Origin of the sequence: Pseudomonas alloputida (assembly GCF_021283545.2) — a bacterium.
Classification (GTDB): Bacteria; Pseudomonadota; Gammaproteobacteria; order Pseudomonadales; family Pseudomonadaceae; genus Aquipseudomonas; species Aquipseudomonas alloputida.
Window position 1 is genome coordinate 3,735,059 of record NZ_CP128540.1, and the last position, 19,400, is coordinate 3,754,458.

Annotated in this window: 18 protein-coding genes; 6 read left to right on the forward strand and 12 right to left on the reverse strand. The window is 63.9% G+C overall.

Translation table 11 applies throughout. The features are described 5' to 3' along the window. Positions 1 to 263: 263 nt before the first annotated feature. From LU682_RS17210 to pedF, 10 genes are all read right to left on the reverse strand, one after another. Entirely contained in the window at positions 264 to 1,934 is a 1,671-nt protein-coding gene (locus LU682_RS17210) for a PAS domain-containing hybrid sensor histidine kinase/response regulator (RefSeq protein WP_049586268.1), read from the reverse strand. Continuing rightward, complete coding sequence (gene ercA, locus LU682_RS17215; RefSeq protein ID WP_004576476.1) at positions 1,918 to 3,081, reverse strand: alcohol dehydrogenase-like regulatory protein ErcA; 1,164 nt, start codon at positions 3,079 to 3,081, stop codon at positions 1,918 to 1,920. Before ercA ends, LU682_RS17210 begins: the two co-directional genes overlap by 17 nt. Before the next feature lie 89 nt (positions 3,082 to 3,170). Further along, positions 3,171 to 3,443 (reverse strand): pyrroloquinoline quinone biosynthesis peptide chaperone PqqD, encoded by a 273-nt coding sequence (gene pqqD, locus LU682_RS17220; RefSeq protein ID WP_010953600.1) that lies wholly within the window; start codon positions 3,441 to 3,443, stop codon positions 3,171 to 3,173. 51 nt (positions 3,444 to 3,494) lie between these two features. Further along, positions 3,495 to 3,566, reverse strand: a complete 72-nt coding sequence (pqqA, locus tag LU682_RS17225; protein ID WP_003243383.1) for a pyrroloquinoline quinone precursor peptide PqqA — start codon at positions 3,564 to 3,566, stop codon at positions 3,495 to 3,497. Between the two features lie 230 nt (positions 3,567 to 3,796). Further along, positions 3,797 to 5,317, reverse strand: coding sequence for an acetaldehyde dehydrogenase ExaC (exaC, locus tag LU682_RS17230; RefSeq protein ID WP_010953599.1), 1,521 nt, complete (start codon positions 5,315 to 5,317; stop codon positions 3,797 to 3,799). Positions 5,318 to 5,479: 162 nt separating this feature from the next. Then, complete coding sequence (pedH, locus tag LU682_RS17235; protein WP_010953598.1) at positions 5,480 to 7,267, reverse strand: PQQ-dependent alcohol dehydrogenase PedH; 1,788 nt, start codon at positions 7,265 to 7,267, stop codon at positions 5,480 to 5,482. 171 nt (positions 7,268 to 7,438) lie between these two features. After that, the gene (locus tag LU682_RS17240; RefSeq protein WP_010953597.1) at positions 7,439 to 8,362 is read right to left on the reverse strand and encodes a quinoprotein relay system zinc metallohydrolase 1; all 924 of its coding nucleotides are present in this window, start codon (positions 8,360 to 8,362) and stop codon (positions 7,439 to 7,441) included. A gap of 38 nt (positions 8,363 to 8,400) precedes the next feature. Continuing rightward, complete coding sequence (locus LU682_RS17245; RefSeq protein WP_019436701.1) at positions 8,401 to 9,162, reverse strand: quinoprotein dehydrogenase-associated SoxYZ-like carrier; 762 nt, start codon at positions 9,160 to 9,162, stop codon at positions 8,401 to 8,403. A gap of 8 nt (positions 9,163 to 9,170) precedes the next feature. Beyond that, positions 9,171 to 10,046 (reverse strand): substrate-binding periplasmic protein, encoded by an 876-nt coding sequence (locus tag LU682_RS17250; protein ID WP_049586273.1) that lies wholly within the window; start codon positions 10,044 to 10,046, stop codon positions 9,171 to 9,173. Between the two features lie 5 nt (positions 10,047 to 10,051). Then, positions 10,052 to 10,513, reverse strand: a complete 462-nt coding sequence (pedF, locus tag LU682_RS17255) for a cytochrome c-550 PedF (protein ID WP_010953594.1) — start codon at positions 10,511 to 10,513, stop codon at positions 10,052 to 10,054. A gap of 254 nt (positions 10,514 to 10,767) precedes the next feature. On the opposite strand from pedF, the gene exaA reads away from it, so the two are divergent. Continuing rightward, complete coding sequence (exaA, locus tag LU682_RS17260) at positions 10,768 to 12,663, forward strand: quinoprotein ethanol dehydrogenase (RefSeq protein ID WP_010953593.1); 1,896 nt, start codon at positions 10,768 to 10,770, stop codon at positions 12,661 to 12,663. Positions 12,664 to 12,729: 66 nt separating this feature from the next. Beyond that, positions 12,730 to 13,389 (forward strand): pentapeptide repeat-containing protein, encoded by a 660-nt coding sequence (locus tag LU682_RS17265; protein ID WP_010953592.1) that lies wholly within the window; start codon positions 12,730 to 12,732, stop codon positions 13,387 to 13,389. 205 nt (positions 13,390 to 13,594) lie between these two features. On the opposite strand, the gene LU682_RS17270 is transcribed toward LU682_RS17265, so the two are convergent. Together LU682_RS17270 and LU682_RS17275 are read right to left on the reverse strand one after the other, a co-directional pair. Continuing rightward, the gene (locus LU682_RS17270; protein WP_010953591.1) at positions 13,595 to 14,233 is read right to left on the reverse strand and encodes a response regulator; all 639 of its coding nucleotides are present in this window, start codon (positions 14,231 to 14,233) and stop codon (positions 13,595 to 13,597) included. Next, entirely contained in the window at positions 14,233 to 15,507 is a 1,275-nt protein-coding gene (locus tag LU682_RS17275; RefSeq protein ID WP_010953590.1) for a sensor histidine kinase, read from the reverse strand. The genes LU682_RS17270 and LU682_RS17275 overlap by 1 nt, the downstream gene beginning before the upstream one ends. Positions 15,508 to 15,657: 150 nt before the next feature. Between LU682_RS17275 and LU682_RS17280 the strand changes: the two genes are divergently transcribed. The 4 genes from LU682_RS17280 to LU682_RS17295 are packed head-to-tail and all read left to right on the forward strand — an operon-like array spanning position 15,658 to position 19,396. Beyond that, positions 15,658 to 16,851, forward strand: coding sequence for an ABC transporter substrate-binding protein (locus LU682_RS17280; protein WP_049586275.1), 1,194 nt, complete (start codon positions 15,658 to 15,660; stop codon positions 16,849 to 16,851). A gap of 30 nt (positions 16,852 to 16,881) precedes the next feature. Next, positions 16,882 to 17,871, forward strand: a complete 990-nt coding sequence (locus LU682_RS17285; protein WP_010953588.1) for a YVTN family beta-propeller repeat protein — start codon at positions 16,882 to 16,884, stop codon at positions 17,869 to 17,871. Next, a complete protein-coding gene (locus tag LU682_RS17290; RefSeq protein WP_010953587.1) occupies positions 17,868 to 18,608 on the forward strand; it encodes an ABC transporter ATP-binding protein in 741 nt (246 codons plus the stop codon). Before LU682_RS17285 ends, LU682_RS17290 begins: the two co-directional genes overlap by 4 nt. Next, the gene (locus LU682_RS17295) at positions 18,605 to 19,396 is read left to right on the forward strand and encodes an ABC transporter permease (RefSeq protein WP_010953586.1); all 792 of its coding nucleotides are present in this window, start codon (positions 18,605 to 18,607) and stop codon (positions 19,394 to 19,396) included. The genes LU682_RS17290 and LU682_RS17295 overlap by 4 nt, the downstream gene beginning before the upstream one ends. Positions 19,397 to 19,400 lie beyond the last annotated feature (4 nt).

Consider the following 19,400-nt stretch of genomic DNA (forward strand, 5'->3'; position numbering starts at 1 on the left):
AAGTTGAACGTCCAGTACGTTCTGGGGAGAGGTGCGAAGTGTGGTACTTGAAGAACACATTCGCTGGCAAATAGGAACGACCCACTGGCAAATCGTTCATTTCTTGAGCAAAAGCACCGACCAGCGGTATTTAAAGCCGTATTAGTTAGTTTACTAACTTCTTGCAAGTTGACCGAATGGTAAGTTTCAAAGGCCAGTGGATCCAAACTTCGCGACAGGCCATTTAAGTGCTCTATTTCGCCGAGTGGTGAACGAGTACCCTATCAATGCACCAGGAGCAACTGGCTCAATACCGCCCGCAGTTTCCCGGGTTTCACAGGTTTGTTCAGTAGCGGCGCCCCTAGCTTCTGCAAGCCCCGCCGGCACTGATCGCTGCGGTCTGCGGTAATGATCACTGCCGGTATGGCAGTCGCAAAATGCTCACGCAGGTACCTCACCACCTCGCACCCCACTACGCCATGGTCCAGGTGGTAGTCGGCCAGAATCAGTTCCGGGGCTCGCCCCTGCAACGCCAGCAAGGCGCCCTCCCGGTCGGTAGCCGTGACCACTTCGCACCCCCACTGCCCCAACAGCGCGCCCATGCTCTCGAGTATGCTCACTTCGTTGTCCAGTACCAGCAGGCGGCGGCCCGGCAGCGGATCACCGACGCTGGGCAGCGGCACAGCCTGGTGAACAGCCAGCGGCACTTCTTTGCCAAGAGGTACCTCGATGCTGAACACCGAGCCACGCCCCAGCCACGACCGCACTTCGATCCGGTAACCGAGTATCTTGGCGATCCGCTCGACGATGGCCAGCCCGAGGCCAACGCCCTTGCGATCCGCTGCACGCCCCACATCCAGCTGGTTGAACTCGAGGAATATGTCCTGCAGCCGGTCCTGCGCAATGCCCCGTCCGGTATCCCACACCTCCAGCCGCAAATGGCCGCCGCGGCGCCTTGCCCCGAGCAGGATCCGCCCCTCCTCGGTATACCGGCAAGCGTTGCTGAGGAAGTTGCGCAGGATGCGTGTGAGCAACCGCAGGTCAGTGCTGATGGCGTAGTCGGCTATGCGTGCATGCAGCTTCAGGCCCGCCGCCTCGGCCACCGGGCTGAACTCCGAGACCAGCGGCGCGAACAGCTCGTCCAGGCGGTACACGGCCACATCCGGCTTTACCGCCGCCTGGTCGAGCCGGGAAATGTCCAGCAAGTCGGTCAGCAGGTCTTCCGCGCCCTCCAGGGCCTGGTGGGTACGCTCCACCAGCACATGCTCGGCCTCTGGCAATGGCCGCTCGCGCAAGGTCGAAATCAGCAAGCGGGCAGCGTTCAACGGTTGCAGCAGGTCATGGCTGGCGGCGGCGAGGTATTTGTCCTTGCTGCGGTTGGCGGCTTCGGCGGCATCACGCGCCTCCAGCAATTCATCGGTACGCGCAGCAACCCGTTGCTCCAGTTCGTCATTGAGTTGTTGCAGGCGCTGCTGGGCCAGCTTGCGTTCGGTAATGTCGGCGACAAACCCCTCCACCAGCCCTTCATGGCCGGGTTTGAGCAGCAGGTTCATCAGCACATCGAGATGGCTGCCGTCCTTGCGCCGCAGACGGGTTTCGTAGCCGTGCAGGCTGTGCTCACGGGCGAGCACCGCGGTAATGGCCTGCAACTCCTCGGCACCGCCATCAAACAGGTTGGCGGCCAGGTCAGTCAGGGAAAACAGCACCGCTTGCGGGTCGTCATAGCCGAGCATGCGCGCCAGCGCCGGGTTGGCGGCACGCATGCCGTCCTGAAGGCTGGCCTGGAAAATACCGTGCACGGCGTTTTCGAACAGCCATTTGTAACGGTTGCGTTCGGCTTCCAGTTCGTCCAGGCGGGCGGACAGCTCCGGGTAATGGCTTTTACGCGCCGAGTGGTCACCCAGCCCCAGCAGCCCGGCCAACGCCCGCTGCTGCTCGTCAGAGGGCCTCGCCATAGACCACCTCGACATCACGCTGGCTGGACGCACGGGGGTTGGTGAGGATGCACGGGTCGTCCATCGCGTGTTGCGACAGGAACGGGATATCAGACGTGCGCACCCCGTGCAGGCCCAGGGTTTCATGGAAGCCGATGGCACGCTTCAGGGCAATCAGGTGCTCCACCAGCCGCCCGCAGATCTGCCGGTGATTGAGACCGCGGCAGTCGATACCAAACACCTCGGCGATCACCTTGAAACGCTCCGGCGCCGAGCTGTAGTTGAACGCCACCACGTGCTCCACCAGCACCGCGTTGCACAAGCCATGGGGCAAGTCGAGGAAGCCGCCCAGGCTGTGCGACATGGCGTGCACTGCGCCCAGGATCGCATTGGAGAACGCCAGCCCCGCCTGCATGCTGCCGAGCATGATCTTCTCGCGCAGCGCAATATCAGTAGGGTTGGCGATCATCTCCACCAGGTTGCCATTGATCAGGCGCATGGCTTCCAGCGCATGGGGGTCGGTCAGCGGCCCGTGGCCGGTAGACACGAAGGCCTCGATGGCATGCACCAACGCATCGATGCCGGTGCAGGCCGACAGGAACGGGTCCATGCTCAGGGTGGTCTGCGGGTCGATCAGCGACACGTCCGGCACCACCGCCTTGCTGACGATGGAGAACTTCATGCGTTCCTGCTGGTTGGAAATGATCACGAACTGCGACACGTCCGCCGAGGTGCCGGCGGTGGTCGGGATCAGGATCAGCGGCGGGCTGGGCACGCGGATCATGTCCACGCCTTCGAATTCGAGGATGCTGCGCCCATGGGCCACCACGATACCGATGGCCTTGCCGCAATCCATCGGGCTGCCGCCACCGACGGCGACGATCACGTCACAGTGGTTCTGCCGATAGATCTCGGCGCCGAGCATCACCTCCTCGACCCGCGGGTTGGGTGACACCGCTGTGTACAGGCAGTAGTCGATACCCTGGGCCTGCAGGCTGGCCTCCACATCCGCCACCCAGCCGGCGGCGATCACGCCAGGGTCGCTGACCACCAGTACCTTGCGCGCACCGAAGGTTTTGGCGTAATTGGCCACATTGTGCCGGCAGCCGGCACCAAAGATGATTTCAGGCGATACGAACTTGCGAAGGGGGCTGAAACTCTGGCTCATCGGTAAGCCTGTTCTTATTGTTCTGGAAGATAACCGCCAGCGTAAAGCATCCCACCACGAAAGCAACCAGACCAAAGCGGGGCTACCGGTCATTCTATCCAGGATTTGGCGCGGGCCACCTCCAGAAACGCCAGTACGTCCTCTTCGAGCCCCGGTACATTGGGGAAGCGTTGTGCCAGGCGGTCGATGACCGTTGCCACGGTACTGTGGCCGTCCAGCAGCTCGAGGACCCAGCCGGCACTGGCATTGAGCTCGATGATGCCCCCGGCGTACAACAGCACGTGGCAAGCCTTCCGTGGCTCCCAGTCCAGGCGCAAGCCTCGCCCCAAGGCAAGGGCCTGCTGGCGATCAATCAGGTTCACAGGCGCATACTCCAGGAGGATCCGGCCACCGTGGCGATGGCCGGGCCGTCATCAACGGTTGGCGAAATACATCGTCACTTCGAAGCCAATGCGCAGGTCGGTATAGGCGGGTTTAGTCCACATAGGGCAAGTCCTCTTCTTGTGCCGGAGGATTCCGGTAGAAGCATTAATGCACGGGGGCGGACTGGACCGAATGCTACTTTGGAACGAGCTTGCGGGGTGCGTTGGTACGGGTAGGCCATGCATGTGCCGGCCCTTTTGCGGGCTCGCCCGCCCCCACAGGTTCTTCACCGGTTCTGGAACCAGCGGTGAACCTGTGGGAGCGGGCAAGCCCGCGAAGGCCGCGACGCGGTTTAGAAGAAGCCCAGCGGATTGATGTCGTAGCTCACCAGCAGGTTCTTGGTCTGCTGATAATGGTCAAGCATCATCTTGTGGGTCTCACGGCCAACACCGGACTTCTTGTACCCCCCGAACGCCGCATGCGCCGGGTACAGGTGGTAGCAGTTGGTCCACACTCGCCCGGCCTTGATCCCGCGGCCCATGCGGTAAGCGCGGTTGATGTCGCGGGTCCACAGGCCGGCGCCCAGGCCGAATTCACTGTCGTTGGCGATCGCCAGCGCTTCGGCTTCGTCCTTGAAGGTGGTCACGCCCACCACTGGCCCGAAGATTTCTTCCTGGAACACGCGCATCTTGTTGTTGCCCTTGAGCAGGGTTGGCTGAATGTAGTAACCGCTGGCCAGGTCACCCTGCAGCCGCTCGGCACCACCGCCGGTGAGCAGCTGCGCGCCCTCCTCCCGGGCAATTTCCAGGTACGAAAGGATCTTGTCGTACTGTTGCTCGGACGCCTGAGCACCCACCATGGTTTCGGTATCCAGCGGGTTGCCGCGGGTGATCTTGGCGATCTTCTTCATCACCTCGGCCATGAACGGTTCGTAGATCGACTCCTGGATCAGCGCCCGTGACGGGCAGGTGCACACCTCGCCCTGGTTGAAGAACGCCAGCACCAGGCCTTCGGCAGCCTTCTCGATGAACGCCGGCTCGGCCTGCATGATGTCTTCGAAGAAAATGTTCGGCGACTTGCCACCCAGTTCGACGGTGGACGGGATGATGTTCTCGGCCGCGCACTTCATGATGTGCGAGCCCACCGGGGTGGACCCGGTGAACGCGATCTTGGCAATGCGCTTGCTGGTGGCCAGCGCCTCACCGGCCTCACGGCCAAAGCCCTGGACGATGTTCAGTACGCCTGCCGGCAACAGGTCGGCGATCAGTTCGGCAAAGACGGTAATCGACAGCGGCGTCTGCTCCGCGGGCTTGAGCACCACGCAGTTGCCAGCGGCCAAGGCCGGGGCGAGCTTCCAGGCGGCCATCAGCAGCGGGAAGTTCCACGGGATGATCTGCCCCACCACACCCAGCGGCTCGTGAATGTGATAAGCCACGGTGCCTTCGTTGATCTCGCCTACGCCACCCTCCTGGGCGCGGATGCAACCGGCAAAATAGCGGAAGTGGTCCGCTGCCAGCGGCACGTCGGCATTCAAGGTTTCGCGTATGGCCTTGCCGTTGTCCCAGCTTTCGGTAACCGCCAGCACTTCCAGGTTCTGTTCGATGCGGTCGGCAATTTTCAGCAGTACCCGCGCACGGTCTTGCACCGAGGTCTTGCCCCAGGCTTCGGCGGCGGCATGCGCGGCGTCCAGGGCGCGCTCGACGTCCTGGGCCGTGGAGCGCGGGAATTCGGCAATCGGCTGGCCATTGACCGGCGAGCTGTTGATGAAGTACTGGCCAGCCAACGGCTGCACGAACTCGCCACCGATGAAGTTGCCATAACGGGGTTTGAAGGATACGACGGCGCCTGGAGTTCCGGGTTGTGCGTAGATCATGCTGAGCCTCTGCGGGTCGGTGCCTGTCCCACGACAGGCGATGCACCGATGGTAAGAAGCCCCGCGTGCCGGGCGAATGCATCGTTGGCAGCGGGGCTCTCGTCATTTGGTAGTAGGGCCGCTTGCCACCGATCAGCGGCAGCAAGCGGCAGTAGGCAGGCGTTATGGCTTGACGCTTGCCGTTTGCTGCAACTGCTTGGGCAACTTGAAGGTCCAGAGCATGCCGCCCTGGTTGAAGTCCTTGACCCGTTTGGCCACTTCGCCGCCCCACAGCGGCACCGCGCCGCCCCAGCCGGAGACTACCGAAACGTATTGCTCGCCGTCCATTTCCCAGGTGACGGGCGAGCCGAGCACGCCCGAGCCGGTCTGGAATTCCCAGACCTTGTCGCCGGTCTTGGCGTTGAATGCCTGCAGGAAGCCCTCTGGCGTGCCCGTGAACACCAGGTTGCCCTTGGTGGTCAGCACACCGCCCCACAGCGGCGCATAGTTCTTGTGGCGCCACACTTCCTTGCCGCTGACCGGGTCGATGGCGCGCAGCACGCCGATGTAGTCTTCATTGAGCGGCTTGATGGTGAAGCCGGCACCGAGGAACGCCGCACCTTTCTTATAGGCGATGCCTTCGTTCCAGATGTCCATGCCCCACTCGTTGGACGGCACGTAGAACAGCCCTGTGTCCTTGTTGTAGGCCATCGGCATCCAGTTCTTGGCGCCGAGGAAGGCCGGCGCGACGAACACCGAGCTGCCCTTGGCCTCGCTGCCGGGTGCGCCCGGGCGGCTGGCGTCGTTGTAGATCGGCCGGCCGTCCTTGTCCAGGCCAGTGGCCCAGGTGATCTTGTCCACGAAGGGGAAGCCGCGGATGAACTTGCCGTTGGTGCGGTCGAGCACGTAGAAGAAACCGTTGCGGTCTGCCGTGGCGGCAGCCTTGACCTCCTTGCCGCCGTCCTTGTAGTTGAACGAGATCAGCTCGTTGACGCCGTCGAAGTCCCAGCCGTCATGCGGCGTGCTCTGGAAGTGCCACTTGATGGTGCCGTCGTCCGGGTTCAGTGCCAGGCGTGAGGAGGAGTACAGGTTGTCACCGGGGCGCAGGTGCGAGTTCCACGGCGCCGGGTTACCGGTACCAAACAGGATCAGGTTGGTTTCAGGGTCGTAGTAACCCCCCAGCCACGGCGCGGCGCCGCCGGTCTTCCACAGGTCGCCAGGCCAGGTCTTGCCCGCCTCACCGCCGGAAATACCGTTCTCGATCGCCTTGCCATCCTTGTACACATAGCCCATGTGCCCTTCCACGGTGGGGCGCATCCACAGCAGTTCGCCGTTCTCCGGGTTGTACGCCTGGATCTTGCCCACCACGCCGAACTCGCCGCCGGCAACGCCTGTGATCAGCTTGCCATTGACGATCATCGGCGCGGCGCTGATGGAGTAGCCTTCTTTGTGGTCGGCGACCTTCTTGCTCCAGACCACCTTGCCGGTGTCCTTGTTCAGGGCCACCAGCTTGGCGTCCAGCGTGCCGAAGAACACCAGGTTGCCGTACAGCGCGACGCCGCGGTTGATTACGTCGCAGCAGGGGCGGATGTCATCCGGCAGACGTGCATCGTATTGCCACAGTTTCTTGCCGGTGCGGGCATCCACGGCGAACACCCGCGAGTAGGAGCCGGTCAGGTACATCACCCCGTCCTTGATCAGCGGCTGGGCCTGCTGGCCGCGCTGCTTCTCCCCGCCGAAGGAGAACGCCCAGACCGGGCGCAGCTCCTTGACGTTATTGACATTGAGCAGGTCCAGCGGGCTGTAGCGCTGGCCCTGCACGCCCAGGCCATTGGTCACGATCTGCTGCGGGTTCTTCGGGTCCTGGAGGATTTCTTCATTGCTGACAGCGGCGTGAGCCGCGCCGGCAAGCAGCATGGCGCTGAGCACCAGGCTCACGGCGAACAAGGGGCGACGTGGGGATCGGGTCATGACGGCTACCTTTGGTTTTTTTGTTGTGCCCGGGAAAATTTCCCGGTGTGTCGGGAATTCTTGGTCCCGACCCGATTGCCAACAATTGCTCGCAGTGCGGAGTTTTCTAGTTCCTTGGTAGCGGCCTGAGTGATGGGTGGGCGGCACGGGGGCTGACAGGCACAAAAAATGTCATGGCAAGCGCTGCAACTGCTGGCGCTCGTAACGCGGGTACAGGTGGCTGACACTGCGGATCAGCTCATAACGCGTCAGGCTGATCCCGGCAAAACGTTCGGGAATGGGGCTGCGGATCATCTCAGCCATGTCGTCACCGCGCGCCGCGCCATCACGCATCAGGCCATCGAGCCAGCCCAGGTAGTCACGCATCTGCACGAACGGCTGCGCATCACTGGCCAACGGGCCATGCCCGGGTACAAGCTGTTTCCAGGGCAGTGCCTGCAGGGTATCCAGGTCCTTGAGCCACACGTCCAGCCCCGGGCTGTTGGGCGTGGTCAGGGCGCGTTGGTAGAACACCAGGTCGCCGGCGAACAGCACCCCGGTCTTTTCATCGAAAATCGCCAGGTCGGCACCCGTATGCCCGCCCAGCCCCAGCAACCTCAGGCGGTGCCCACCCACCTCATGCACGCCCGGCTGCAGCACCCGGGTCGGCAGCACCACCTCGGTACCGCGCATCCAGTCGCCGACCAGGCGATACATGTTCTCGGCCATGGCATCGCCTTGCTGGCGCAGCAGGTCGCGGGTGCCGGCCAGGGCACCGATCGGCACATCGGCAAAGGCCTGGTTGCCCAGCACATGGTCAGGATGATGATGGGTCAGCAGCACCTCCACTACCGGCTTGTCGGTGAGGGTGGCAATTGCCTTGCGCAATGCCTCGCCATAGCCTTTCGACGGCCCGCTGTCGATCACCACCACACCGCTGTCGGTGACGATGAACGCGGTGTTGACCACATTGCCGCCATTGGCCTTGGCGAAATTGTCGGTGCTGCCTTCCAGCAACCAGGTGCCCTCGGCGATCTGCCGGGGGGTGAGCCGGTACGCCAGATCAGCCTGGGCCGGCAGCCCCAGGCACAGCAGCAACAGCAGGATCCAACGCATGACGGTGCCTCGGGTCAGGGTGAAATCAGACAACGCGCTCAGGGCAGCGCCGCCTCGAACTGGTTGCCGCTGTTGTCCCGCAACAGCAGCCGTGTTGGCCCGGGGCCCTGAATGTCAAAGCCCAGGTTGGGGTTTTCGCTGACCGCCGGGTACAGCTCCAGGCTGGCCAGGCGCTGGCCATCTGCACCTTGTAACTCGGCATGGTTGAGAAAGAACTCAGGAATGCCGCTGACCAGGCCGTTATCCATGGGGTGGGCCACCTGCAGGCGCAGGCGGCTGCTGTCGCCACGCGGGTAGCGCCCGCCCAGCACCTCCCCGAGGTGCTCCTCCCAGCCGGGCTGGGTGCGCACCACGCTGGGTGCGGTACAACCGCCGCCGGCCGCATCGATCAGGGTCGAACCGACGTGCCACAGGCCATCGCGCGTCAGTACAGCGGCGCGCAGCGGTGTGGCCTGTTCGATGCGGATGCGGATCGACAACCAGGGCAACACGCGCTCACCGGGCTGAAAGTCGACGATGCGCGGCAGAGGGTTCAGCTCTGCCCAGGCGATAATCCGCACCACATCGCCCGTGAACGCCCGGGCGTCGATCTCCAGCGGTACCTGCCGTGCATCCTCGGCAAAGGGCGGCGCCAGAAGCTTCACACGGTCATCGAACACGAACGCCGCCTGCCCCAGCAACTGCTTGTGGTAGAAGTCCCACATCACGGAAGGCACCGGGTCTGTGTGGGTGCCTTGTGTCGCAGCCTGGGCGGCCCAGGGCATCCAGCAGGCCAGCAGGAAAGTTGCTCGCCAGTTCATGGCCACTCCTATTGATACATCTCCGGGACCTCGTAACGCAGGCCGTACGCGGCATACATCGCCTTGAGCCGGCCATCGCGAATCATCGCTTCCATGGCCTCCTCAACTGCATAGGCCAGCTGCCGGTTGCTTTCATGCACGGCCATGCCGATTTCCCAGGCCTGTTTGCCGAGGTTCGGGTAGGCGTTCTCTGCCAAGGCCAGTTGTGGGTCGGCGGCCTGGTGCAGCTGCCAGTCAACCTCGCCGCGCATCGCCATCACTGCGTCCACCTGGCCGGCCTGCATGGCAGCGAAAGCCTGCTGCACGCCGGGGTAATGGTGGGTCCTGGCGCTGAGCATGCCGTTGAACACCGATGTCAGGTAGAACGACGGCACGCTGTCCACCTCGACCCCGATAGGATGCTGCTGGAATACCGCGACACTGGCCACCGAGGCCAGTCGACGGCGATCGTAGGCCACCTGCCAACGCTCCTGCTGATAGGGGCCGAACATCACCACCTGGGCGTTTTCCAGCTCCCCCAGCTCGTTGCGCCGCTGCGCGTAGGCGCGATCGTAAGGCACCCGCATCATCAGGTCGGCCAATTGCTGATGACGCAGCGGGCTGCCACGCCAGATGTAGTCGCGCAGGTCATCGTCGAGCTTTTCTCCGGGTGGCGCCCAGATCAGTTGCAGGCGTACCCCCAAGGCCGTGGCCAGGGCCTGCGCCAGCTCCACATCGACACCACGCGGCTGGCCGTGGTCCTGAAAACTGTAGGGGGCGAAATCCTTGTACACCGCCACCTTGAGCTCGCCGGCAGCGATGATCGCGTCATAGTTGCGCACCTGCGCCTGGGCCGCCGCGCACCACAGCAGCAGGCCACTCAACAGCACCGCCCACAGACGCATGGCCGTCACTCCTCGACGTGCACGCTGTCCAGATAGGTGCGCACCGCCCACAGGGCTTCCTGGCTGAGGTAATCGGCCATCTTCGGCATGTACACGCGGCCGTCGCGAACCGCGCCGTGGCGTACCCGCTCGACGAACCATTCATCGCCGGCATCACCCGCATCGAGCATGCGCAAGTCAGGCGCGATACCACCGGACTTGGCCTCCAGGCCATGACAGGCAGCGCAGTTCTGGTTGTAGGCCGAGGCGCCGATTTCCACGGCCTTGTCGTGCTCGGGCGAGCTGCGGTACGGGTTGACCGCGGCCCAGCCGTCGCCGTCCAGGCTCACGCCAGTGTCCTTGATCGGGGTCAGGCCCTTGGTCTCCACTGCCTGGGGCACCACGTTGCCATGGGCCCAGGCTGTACCGGTCAGCACGGCTGCGGCCAGCAACCCAGCAGCAAGCAACACATTGCATTTTGTTGTCATTGTTATGCCCTCACCATTGCACACAAAGCCTCAACCACAGAGGCCGTGCCGCCATCTTAGGAACAGCCCGCGGGCGGCCGAATGCTGCTTTGGTGGCCGGGCCTTAATCCCTTGGTAGTAGGGCTTGTGGCGAAGGGCCAATTGAGGTGCCGCGCGGGAATTATTCCCGGCAAGGGCGGGACTTTTTCCGTATCCCGCGATGGCCGCTGCGCCCCACCCTGTGCAGGCCAAAACCTCCACTGGGAACTGCAACCATGACAATAAGATCGCTACCCGCCCTTTCCCCGCTGGCCCTGAGCGTGCGCGTCCTGCTGATGGCCGGTAGCCTGGCCCTGGGCAATGTGGCAACAGCGGCCAGCACACCCGCTGCACCTGCCGGCAAGAACGTCACCTGGGAAGACATCGCCAATGACCACCTGACCACCCAGGACGTGCTGCAGTACGGCATGGGCACCAATGCCCAGCGCTGGAGCCCGCTGGCCCAGGTCAATGACAAGAACGTGTTCAAGCTGACCCCGGCCTGGTCCTACTCCTTCGGCGACGAGAAGCAGCGCGGCCAGGAATCCCAGGCCATCGTCAGCGATGGCGTGGTCTACGTCACCGGTTCGTACTCACGGGTATTCGCCCTCGATGCCAAGACCGGCAAACGCCTGTGGACCTACAACCACCGCCTGCCCGACAACATTCGTCCCTGCTGCGACGTGGTCAACCGCGGGGCGGCGATCTACGGCGACAAGATCTACTTTGGCACCCTCGATGCGCGTGTCATCGCCCTCGACAAGCGCACCGGCAAAGTGGTGTGGAACAAGAAGTTCGGCGACCACAGCGCCGGCTACACCATGACCGGTGCGCCAGTGCTGATCAAGGACAAGACCAGCGGCAAGGTGCTGCTGATCCACGGCAGCTCCGGCGATGAATTCGGCGTGGTCGGCCAGCTGTTCGCGCGCGACCCGGACACCGGTGAAGAAGTGTGGATGCGGCCCTTCGTGGAGGGCCACATGGGCCGCCTGAACGGCAAGGACAGCACCCCGACCGGTGACGTCAAGGCGCCGTCCTGGCCAGACGACCCTACCACCGAAACCGGCAAGGTCGAAGCCTGGAGCCACGGCGGCGGTGCCCCTTGGCAAAGCGCGAGCTTCGACCCCGAAACCAACACCATCATTGTCGGCGCTGGCAACCCCGGCCCTTGGAATACCTGGGCGCGCACGTCGAAGGACGGCAACCCGCATGACTTCGACAGCCTGTACACCTCCGGCCAGGTCGGCGTCGACCCGAGCACCGGCGAGGTCAAGTGGTTCTACCAGCACACCCCCAACGATGCCTGGGACTTCTCCGGCAACAACGAGCTGGTGCTGTTCGACTACAAGGACAAGAACGGCAACGTGGTCAAGGCCACCGCCCACGCCGACCGCAACGGTTTCTTCTATGTGGTTGACCGCAACAACGGCAAGCTGCAAAACGCTTTCCCCTTCGTCGACAACATCACCTGGGCCAGCCATATCGACCTGAAGACCGGGCGCCCGGTGGAAAACCCCGGCCAACGCCCGGCCAAGCCGCTGCCGGGTGAAACCAAGGGCAAGCCGGTGGAAGTCTCGCCACCGTTCCTGGGCGGCAAGAACTGGAACCCCATGGCCTACAGCCAGGACACCGGGCTGTTCTACATCCCCGGCAACCAGTGGAAAGAGGAATACTGGACCGAGGAAGTGAACTACAAGAAGGGCTCGGCTTATCTGGGCATGGGCTTCCGTATCAAGCGCATGTACGACGACCACGTCGGCACGTTGCGCGCCATGGACCCGACCACCGGCAAGCTGGTGTGGGAACACAAGGAACACCTGCCGTTATGGGCCGGTGTGTTGGCGACCAAGGGCAACCTGGTGTTCACCGGCACGGGCGACGGCTTCTTCAAGGCCTTCGACGCCAAGACGGGCAAAGAGCTGTGGAAGTTCCAGACCGGCAGCGGCATCGTCTCGCCGCCCATCACCTGGGAGCAGGACGGCGAGCAGTACATCGGCGTGACCGTGGGCTACGGCGGTGCAGTACCGCTGTGGGGCGGCGACATGGCCGAGCTGACCAAACCGGTGGCTCAGGGTGGTTCGTTCTGGGTGTTCAAGATCCCGAGCTGGGACAACAAGACTGCACAACGTTGACCTGCAGCGGGGAGCGGCCTGCGCCCCTCCCCGTTTCTGCCCTTCTCCCGTCCAGAGGCTTTTGCCATGAATTACCTGCCCTTGACCTTGCTGCTGGCGCTATCCCCTGCCCTGGCAGTGAACGCCGACGACGCCGGCACCGATACCCCCTTGACCATCAACGGCTGCGTGATTGCCGAAGCCAGCCAGTGCCCGGGGGCCAACCTGCGCGGCGCCAACCTGGCCAACCAGGACCTGCGCAAGATGAACCTGGCCGGTGCCGACCTGCGCGATGCCGACCTGCGTCATGCCCAGCTGGACCTCGCAAATCTGGAAAAAGCCCGCCTGCAAGGAGCCAACCTGACCCGCGCCAGCCTGCAACAGAGCAATCTGCGCCTGGCTGACCTGAGCAACAGCAGGCTGGTGGCCATTCAAGGCTGGGGCTTGTTCGCCCAGGGCGCACAGTTTGAAAAGGCGGACCTGCGCGCAGCCTATCTGCAGTTCGCCAGGCTGTCCGGGGCAAAGCTGCAGCAGGCCAACTTGCAGGCGGCGGACCTGGAGATGGCCTGGTTGAGCAAGGCTGACCTGCAAGAGGCCAACCTGGGGGATGCCAACCTGCAGGAGGCCAAGTTTGGCCAGAGCAACCTGGCACACGCCGATTTACGCGGGGCACGGCAGCATTACGGGAATTTTCAGGAGGCCAACATGGAGGGGTGCAAGGGGTGCCCTGAGACCTGGGACAAATGAGGGGCCTGTAGGCGCGGGTTTACCCGCGAAAGGGCCGGCCCTGCTGGCCAATTTCCACCCGCTATTCACCGTTGCCGCCGCCACCGTATTCGCGGGTAAACCCGCTCCTACGCCTGATTCGGGGGTGGACACATGTCGGGGGGTGGATACATTCCGTTGGGCGCGGTCGGCTGCGACGCAGCCCCAACAGGTGCAATGAAATACCTCACCCCGCCACCCGCACCACCCCCAGATCAATCCCCAGATGCACAAGCTCGGCGTGTGAGCTGACCTGCAACTTGCTCTTGAGCAAGGTCAGGTGGTTGGACACGGTCTTGGCACTGATACACAACTGCTCGGCAATCACCCGCGCCGGGGTTCCCTTGGCCAGCATCGTGAATATCTCCAGTTCGCGCTGGGTCATGCGCTGCAACCGGGGGTCACTGGTGCTTTGCTGTGACAGGCAAGCCAGCTGGGTGGCCAGGGGCTGCTCGATGTAGGCATGCCCGGCCAATACCCGCTGCACCGCCTCGATCAGCACCTCGGGCGCCGAGTTCTTGGTCAGGTAGCCCGAAGCCCCCGCATCCAACGCCTGGCGCACCAGCGGCAGCTCGTCGTGCATGCTGAAAAACAGCACCCGCAATTGCGGCAGGCGCTGGCGCAGGCGCCGGGTGGTTTCCAGGCCACTGATACCGGGCAGGCCAAAGTCCATGATCACCAGGTTGGGCACCTGCTCCTGTACCCTGACCAGCGCCTCTTCACCACTGGCGGCCTCACGCACCTGCACCAATGGCAGCACCGCCCGCAGCAAGCTGGCGTAGCCCTGGCGGACCACGGCGTGGTCATCGACCAACACGATATTCATCACACCTCCTGGGGAATGTTAAGGGCCAGCGCCCAGCCGCCTCCAGGGCGGCTGAAAATGCGTAACTCCCCCCCAAGGCTGCGGGCGCGCTCGGCCATCGAGTGCAGGCCTACCCCTGGGCGCTGGGGCTGGTGGGCGCCGCAGCCATTGTCGCGAATGAACAGGCGCAAGCCCTTGGGACTGCGCTGCAGGCGCACCCGCACCTGGCTGGCACCGGCATGCCGGGCGACGTTGGTCAACGCCTCCTGCAGCAAGCGGTACAAATGCGTTCTGCTCGGCCCAGGCAGCGCCGGCAAGTGCTCGCCAACCCGCAGCCGGCATTCGATGCCCTGGCTGGCCTGCCACTGGCTCACCAACAGCCCGAAGGCCTCGGCCAGCGGCATGTAGTGCAGCGCCACCGGATACAAGTTGTGCACCAGCGCGCGAAAACCTTGCTGCAGGCGCTCGCAGTTGAGTTCAAGGGCCTGCACCGTCTGCGTCACCATTTCCGGCTGTTCGGCCACCATACGCAGCAGGCATAGCTGGGCACGCATGCCTGCCAGGTATTGCCCAAGATCATCGTGCAGGGTCTGCGCCAGCTGTGTACGCTCCTGCTCCTGCACTGCCAGCAGGGCCTGGGTCAGCTGGGCATTGTCGGCCTGAGCCTGCTCCAGGGTTGCAGCCATGCGGTTGAAGTGTTTGGCCAACTGGCGCGCTTCCGGCAGGCCGGCCTCGCGCAGGCGTGCCGTCAATTGCCCGCCTGAGACCTGGTGCAAGGCCCCCAGCAGCTCATCCAGCAGGCCCATGGCCCGCCGTACCGCCCAGCGGATGGTCCACAAGCTCAGCAACAACGCCAGGCCACACACGCCAAGCAGTTGTTGCAGGGAGTCCCAGACTTCATCGATTTCATCCCGCGCATCCACGGCAATCAACACGCGGCGGCCATCACTCAAGTCCAGCAGCCGGCTGCTGTGGTAGCGCTCGCCGAACAACTGGCGGCCGAGCCAGGCATCGATACCGGCCTCTTGCGGCAGCCTTGGCACCTCACCCGCTGCCAGCCAGTGCACCCGCACATGGCGCAGGCTCTTGGTCAAGCCGGGCTGCAGGTTTGCCGGGTCACGTTCGGCGGTGTCGCCCAGGTATGCCACCACGGCTTCGGCGGACTGCAACTCACGCTCGACGTCGGCCACCGCCTGGTGCAACAGCACCCCGGCACAAGCCAGCGTCACCAAGGCGAAGCATAACGTGACCCAGAGGTTGACTCGCCACAGGGCCGACAAGTTGACAAGGCGCACAAGCGGTTCTCCTCAGGCCGTTGTGGACCATCGTAAAACCACGGCCCCCGCACTGAATTACTACCTTGGTACCGGCCGAGCGCTACTTTCTGCATATTTCCCCCTCCCGGCGGGCTTCCTATGCTGGCGCCATCTGCCGTGGAGTGTGTTATGCGCCAGCCTGCCCACCTTGCCTTGACCTGCCTGCTGGCCTTGGCCGCAACGCTGGCTACGCCCCTGGCGCCCGCCGCTCAGGGCCAGGCCGCAGCCCCGCTGCACATACGCATCGGCTACCTGGGCTATCGCCCCGCCGCTGGCCCGCTGCTGTCCAACATCATCCCCGAACCTGGCGATGCCGGGCTCCAAGGTGCCGAACTGGCCATTGTCGACAGCAATAGCACCGGGCGCTTTCTGAAGCAGCAGTTTCAGCTGACCAGCGCCAATGTCGACAGTCCCGAGGCCCTGCTGCAAGCCGCCAGGGCCCAGCATGATCAAGGCCTGCGCGTGTTCGTGGTGAATGCCCCGGCTGCCAGCCTGCGTGCGCTTTCTGCCGCCCTGCCCGACAGCTTGTTGTTCAACGCCGGCAGCCCCGACGACAGCCTGCGCAGCAGCCAGTGCCTGGGCAATGTCCTGCATAGCCTGCCGAGCCGGGCCATGCTGGCCGACGCCTTGGCGCAGTTCCTGGTGCTGCGCAAATGGCAACGGGCATTGCTGGTGGTCGGCCAGACCCCGGACGATCAGGCGTACGCCGCTGCCCTGCGGCGGTCGGTGAAGCGCTTTGGCGTGCAACTGGTCGCGGAAAAAACCTGGACCTTCGACAACGACCAGCGCCGCAGCGCCCAGGCCGACATGCCGCTGTTCACCCAGACTGCCGAGTACGACGTGGTACTGGTGGCCGACGAACGCGGTGACTTCGGCGAGTACCTGCCCTACCAGACGTGGTATCCACGTCCGGTGGCCGGTACCCAGGGCCTGACCCCCACGGGCTGGCACAAGACGGTGGAAACCTTCGGGGCGGCGCAGTTGCAAAAACGCTTCGAGGCCCAGGCCGGGCGCTGGATGAATGACCGTGACTTCGCCGCCTGGATGGCTGTGCGCAGTGTCGCCAGTGCGGCCAGCAAGCTGCGCCTGGCCGAACCTCGCGCGCTGCAGCAACTGCTGCTCAGCGAGCAATTGCCGCTGGACGGTTTCAAGGGGCGCAAGCTCAGTTACCGCCCGTGGAACGGCGAACTGCGCCAGCCGATCCCGTTGGTTCAGCCCCGCGCCCTGGTCAGCACCTCGCCGCAGGAGGGCTTCCTGCATCCCTTCAACGAAATGGACAGCCTGGGCTATGACAAGCCCGAAGTGACGTGTAGCTACCCCTGACCCGACAACCACAACAATAAGGAATCCGCCATGCGCCGCCCCCTCTTCCACCGGGCCCTGCTTTACCCCAGCCTGCTGTCGGGCGCCCTGGCGCTGGCCAGCAGTCACACCATGGCTGCCACCGCCTGGGTCTCCAACGAGAAGGACAACAGCCTCAGCCTGATCGACCTGCAAACGCTGGAAGTCACCGAAACCCTGCCGGTGGGCCAGCGCCCGCGTGGCTTGCTGCTGTCACACGACAGCAAGCTGCTGTACATCTGCGCCAGCGATTCGGACCGGGTGCAGGTGATGGACGTGGCCACCCGCAAGATCATCAAGGAGTTGCCTTCCGGCAAGGACCCCGAGCAGTTCGCCCTGCACCCCAACGACCGCTGGCTGTATGTATCAAACGAGGACGATGCGCTGGTGACGGTGATCGACACCGTCACCGACAAGGTGCTCGGGCAGATCGAAGTCGGCATCGAACCCGAAGGCATGGCGGTCAGCCCCGACGGCAAGTGGGCGGTCAACACCAGCGAAACCACCAACATGCTGCACTGGATCGACACCAGCACCCAGACCCTGGCCGACAGCACGCTGGTCGACCAGCGCCCGCGCTTCGTCGAGTTCAGCAAAGACGGTTCGCGCCTGTGGGCCTCGGCAGAAATCGGCGGCACGGTGACCATACTCGACGTGACCACGCGCCAGGTGCTGAAAACCCTGAACTTCCAGATCAAGGGTGTGCACCCGGACAAAGTCCAGCCAGTGGGCATCAAGCTCAGCGCCGATGGCAAGTACGCCTTCGTCGCCTTGGGCCCGGCCAACCACGTGGCAGTGATCGATGCCAAGACCTTTGATGTGCTCGACTACTTGCTGGTCGGGCGGCGGGTCTGGCAGCTGGCATTCACCCCGGATCAGAGCCAGTTGCTGGCCACCAACGGTGTCAGCGGTGACGTTTCGGTCATCGATGCGAAGCAGCTCAAAGTGCTCAAGTCGGTGAAGGTCGGGCGCTACCCCTGGGGCGTGGTGGTGACACCATGAACGCCCTCGACGTCAGTGACGTGAGCTTTGCCTATGGCCAGCGCGAGGCACTCCGGCAGGTCGGTTTCAGCCTGGCACCCGGGCGCTTCGCCGCATTGCTGGGCCCCAATGGTGCCGGCAAGTCGACCTTGATCGCCCTGCTCACGCGCCTGTACGACCTGCAGCGTGGCGACATCCGCGTGTGCGGCTGCTCGCTACGCAACGCTGCACGTCCGGCCTTGCGCCAGCTGGGTGTGGTGTTTCAGCAAAGCACCCTGGACCTGGACCTGAGCGTTGAACAGAACCTGCGCTACCACGCCGCCTTGCATGGCCTGTCGCGGCGTCAGAGCCACCTGCGGGTCGAGGCCGAACTGGCCCGCCAAGGCCTTGGCGAACGCCGGCGCGATCGTGTGCGTGAGCTGAACATCGGCCATCGGCGGCGGGTGGAAATTGCCCGCGCGCTGCTGCATGAACCGCGCCTGCTGCTACTGGACGAAGCCAGCGTCGGCCTCGACCCGGCCAGCCGCCTGGCGCTTAACCAGCACCTGCGCCGGTTGTGCCGCGAGCAGCAGCTCAGTGTGTTGTGGGCCACTCACCTGCTGGACGAAGTGCAGCCCAGCGATGACCTGTTGATTCTGCATCAGGGGCGCCTGGTGGCCAGTGGCACCGCCGATGCGCTGAGCCTTGAGCACGGCGGTGACCTCGATCACGCCTTTGCCCGCCTGACCAACGCCCCCTCAGGAGCCAACGCCCGATGAACGCTTACTGGCAATGTTTCAACGGCATCATGCTGCGCGAATGGCTGCGCTTCGTGCTGCAGCGTACACGCCTGCTCAGCGCGCTGGTGCGCCCGCTGCTGTGGTTGCTGGTGTTCGCTGCCGGGTTTCGCGCAGCGCTGGGCATTGCCATCATCGAGCCCTACGACACCTACATCCCCTACGAGGTGTACATCATCCCCGGCCTGGCCTGCATGATTCTGCTGTTCAACGGCATGCAGGGCTCGCTGTCGATGGTCTACGACCGCGAGATGGGCAGCATGCGCGTGTTGCTGACCAGCCCGCTGCCACGCCCGTTCCTGCTGGGCAGCAAACTGCTGGCAACTTCATTGATTTCCCTGCTGCAAGTCTATGCCTTCCTCGCCATCGCCTGGTTATACGGGGTACAACCACCGGCAGCGGGCTTGCTGATGGCGCTGCCGGCATTGCTACTGGTGGCCTTCATGCTCAGTGCCCTGGGGCTATTGCTGTCGAACGCCATCCGCCAGCTGGAGAACTTCGCCGGGGTGATGAACTTCGTGATCTTCCCGCTGTTCTTCCTGTCGTCGGCGCTGTACCCGTTGTGGAAAATGCGCGAGGCCAGCCAGTGGTTGTACTGGCTGTGTGCTGTGAACCCGTTCACCCATGCCGTAGAGCTGGTGCGGTTTGCACTTTATGAGCGGTTGAACCTGCTGGCGCTGGCGGTGTGCCTGGGCTTGACCGCATTGTTCACCCTGCTGGCGATCCTCACCTTCAACCCCCAGCATGCAGCGCTGCGCAAGCCGCGCTGAAAAC

What these genes read in the sequence shown, in the direction of transcription:
- LU682_RS17250 (WP_049586273.1), bottom strand. Translation starts at nt 10,046, where the DNA reads ATGCGTCTGTGGGCGGTGCTGTTGAGTGGCCTGCTGCTGTGGTGCGCG.
- LU682_RS17280 (WP_049586275.1), top strand. Translation starts at nt 15,658, where the DNA reads ATGCGCCAGCCTGCCCACCTTGCCTTGACCTGCCTGCTGGCCTTGGCC.
- LU682_RS17245 (WP_019436701.1), bottom strand. Translation starts at nt 9,162, where the DNA reads ATGAACTGGCGAGCAACTTTCCTGCTGGCCTGCTGGATGCCCTGGGCC.
- exaA (WP_010953593.1), top strand. Translation starts at nt 10,768, where the DNA reads ATGACAATAAGATCGCTACCCGCCCTTTCCCCGCTGGCCCTGAGCGTG.
- LU682_RS17295 (WP_010953586.1), top strand. Translation starts at nt 18,605, where the DNA reads ATGAACGCTTACTGGCAATGTTTCAACGGCATCATGCTGCGCGAATGG.
- ercA (WP_004576476.1), bottom strand. Translation starts at nt 3,081, where the DNA reads ATGAGCCAGAGTTTCAGCCCCCTTCGCAAGTTCGTATCGCCTGAAATC.
- LU682_RS17270 (WP_010953591.1), bottom strand. Translation starts at nt 14,233, where the DNA reads ATGAATATCGTGTTGGTCGATGACCACGCCGTGGTCCGCCAGGGCTAC.
- pedF (WP_010953594.1), bottom strand. Translation starts at nt 10,513, where the DNA reads ATGACAACAAAATGCAATGTGTTGCTTGCTGCTGGGTTGCTGGCCGCA.
- LU682_RS17290 (WP_010953587.1), top strand. Translation starts at nt 17,868, where the DNA reads ATGAACGCCCTCGACGTCAGTGACGTGAGCTTTGCCTATGGCCAGCGC.
- LU682_RS17240 (WP_010953597.1), bottom strand. Translation starts at nt 8,362, where the DNA reads ATGCGTTGGATCCTGCTGTTGCTGCTGTGCCTGGGGCTGCCGGCCCAG.
- LU682_RS17265 (WP_010953592.1), top strand. Translation starts at nt 12,730, where the DNA reads ATGAATTACCTGCCCTTGACCTTGCTGCTGGCGCTATCCCCTGCCCTG.
- exaC (WP_010953599.1), bottom strand. Translation starts at nt 5,317, where the DNA reads ATGATCTACGCACAACCCGGAACTCCAGGCGCCGTCGTATCCTTCAAA.
- pedH (WP_010953598.1), bottom strand. Translation starts at nt 7,267, where the DNA reads ATGACCCGATCCCCACGTCGCCCCTTGTTCGCCGTGAGCCTGGTGCTC.
- LU682_RS17285 (WP_010953588.1), top strand. Translation starts at nt 16,882, where the DNA reads ATGCGCCGCCCCCTCTTCCACCGGGCCCTGCTTTACCCCAGCCTGCTG.
- LU682_RS17210 (WP_049586268.1), bottom strand. Translation starts at nt 1,934, where the DNA reads ATGGCGAGGCCCTCTGACGAGCAGCAGCGGGCGTTGGCCGGGCTGCTG.